Source organism: Burkholderia sp. E168m23 (assembly GCF_016586125.1).
Classification (GTDB): Bacteria; Pseudomonadota; Gammaproteobacteria; order Burkholderiales; family Burkholderiaceae; genus Burkholderia; species Burkholderia orbicola.
Window position 1 is genome coordinate 1 of sequence record NZ_BCPP01001193.1, and the last position, 1794, is coordinate 1794.

The window sequence follows — 1794 nt, forward strand, 5'->3', positions numbered from 1 at the left end:
GAAGCGGCCGGTCGCGCGGTCGCGCACGAATGCATCGTCGTCCCAGCTGTCCCACAGGCCCTGCACGACCTCGAGGTATTCGTCGGCGATCTCGTAGCGCAGTTCGTGGTCCGGGTGCGTCTTGCCGAAATTCTTCGCGGTGCCTTCGAGCGGCGTCGTCACGACGTTCCAGCCCGCGCGCCCGCCGCTGATCGCGTCGAGCGACGCGAGCTGGCGCGCGACCGTGAACGGCTCGCTGTACGACGTCGAGATCGTGCCCGCGAGCCCGATCTTCTTCGTCGCGACCGCGAGCGCCGACAGCACGGTCAGCGGCTCGAAGCGGTTCAGGAAGTGCGGGATCGACTTCTCGTTGATGTAGAGGCCGTCCGCGACGAACGCGAACGTGATGCCGGCGGCTTCCGCCTTGCGCGCGACGCCGATCATGAAGTCGAGGTTGATGCTGGCGTCGGGCGGGTTGCTCGAATGCCGCCACGCGTTCATGTGGCTGCCTGCGCCTTGCAGCATCAGGCCGAAGGGAATCGATCGTCGGGTCGTCATGATGGGAATGTCACGTGTTCTGGTCAGGGGAGAGGGAGCGATCGGCCGCGAGGGCCGTCTGCAACGGCGTGGTGGACAGCGCGCCGCCGAGCCATTCGGCAGACGCGAGCCGCGCCGCGTAGTCGGATACCGGCGAATCGATCACGAACGCATCGACGTCGAGCCGCCGGCTCAGCGCGTCGAGCGCGCGGTGCACGCCTTCGGGCGTATCGGCCAGTACCGTCGGGCGCAACTCGTCGATCCGGTAGTCGGATGCACCGCTTTGCCGCGCGAATTCCGCGGCCGCCTGCGCGCTGCCGAGATTGAAGCTCTGGCCGCCCGCGAACTGCAGCTTGAAGATCTTCAGCGGCCCGATCAGTTGTTCGGCCTCGTCGCGCGTCGGCGCGGCGACCGCGTACAGCGCGACGAGCGGTTTCTCGCCGCCCGCGCCGCGGTAGGCGTCGAGCGAGCGTTCGAGATTCGCATCGTCGCCGTTGAAATGGCCCGCGTAGCAGAAGCGCCAGCCGTGGCGCGCGGCGAGCGCGCCGCTGTCCGGCGAGCCGCCGAGCAGGATGCGTTCAGGCAACTGCGGCGGCACCGGCATCGCGACCGCGCCGGCGAGCGGATGATCTTCGGCCACGCCCCAGCCGAGAAACGCGTCGAGCTCCGCGAGCTGCCCCGCGAAATCGGGCTTGCGCGCCTTGTCGTGGAACCACTGCAGCGCACGCGTGGTCAGCGGCAGCCCGCCCGGCGCCTTGCCGATGCCGAGATCGACGCGGCCCGGCGCGAGCGCGGCCAGCAGCTTGAAGGTTTCCGCGACCTTGAACGGGCTGTAGTGCTGCAGCATCACGCCGCCCGAGCCGATGCGGATGCGTGACGTGTGCGCGAGCAGGTGCGCGACGACGACCTCCGGCGCCGAACTCGCGAAGCCCGGCGTGCCGTGATGCTCGGCGACCCAGAAGCGCGCGTAGCCGAGCTGTTCGGCGCGTCGCGCGAGCGTCGTGGTGAAGCGCAGTGCGTCGGCGGCGTTCGCGCCGTCGGCGATCGGACTCTTGTCCAGCAACGAGAGCGAATAAGACATGGTGAGCGGCGTTCCTGCGTGAGCGTGGATGGACGGTCTGGCGCGCGCGGCGCTCAGCTCTTCGGCAGCCCGGGCGGATTCGTGCGCGACTGGTCGATCGCTTCGGACGCGAGGTTCCAGCGGTCGAGCACCTGCTGGTAGCGGCCGCTCTTGATCAGGTCGTTCAGCGCGACGGTCAGCGGCTCGGCGAGGCCGCT

2 protein-coding genes and 1 pseudogene are annotated in these 1794 nt (G+C 69.3%); all 3 read right to left on the reverse strand.

All coding sequences use genetic code 11. From position 1 onward, the window contains the following. The coding region (locus JMF90_RS35575) for an LLM class flavin-dependent oxidoreductase (protein WP_201326206.1) at positions 1-537 on the reverse strand (537 nt) is incomplete at its 3' end. Between the two features lie 10 nt (positions 538-547). Then, the gene (locus tag JMF90_RS35580; RefSeq protein WP_011694742.1) at positions 548-1597 is read right to left on the reverse strand and encodes an LLM class flavin-dependent oxidoreductase; all 1050 of its coding nucleotides are present in this window, start codon (positions 1595-1597) and stop codon (positions 548-550) included. 53 nt (positions 1598-1650) lie between these two features. Beyond that, a pseudogene (locus JMF90_RS35585) lies at positions 1651-1794 on the reverse strand (ABC transporter substrate-binding protein); the annotation flags it as partial.

Coding starts and splice junctions, on each gene's coding strand:
- JMF90_RS35580 (WP_011694742.1), bottom strand. CDS start 1,597: ATGTCTTATTCGCTCTCGTTGCTGGACAAGAGTCCGATCGCCGACGGC.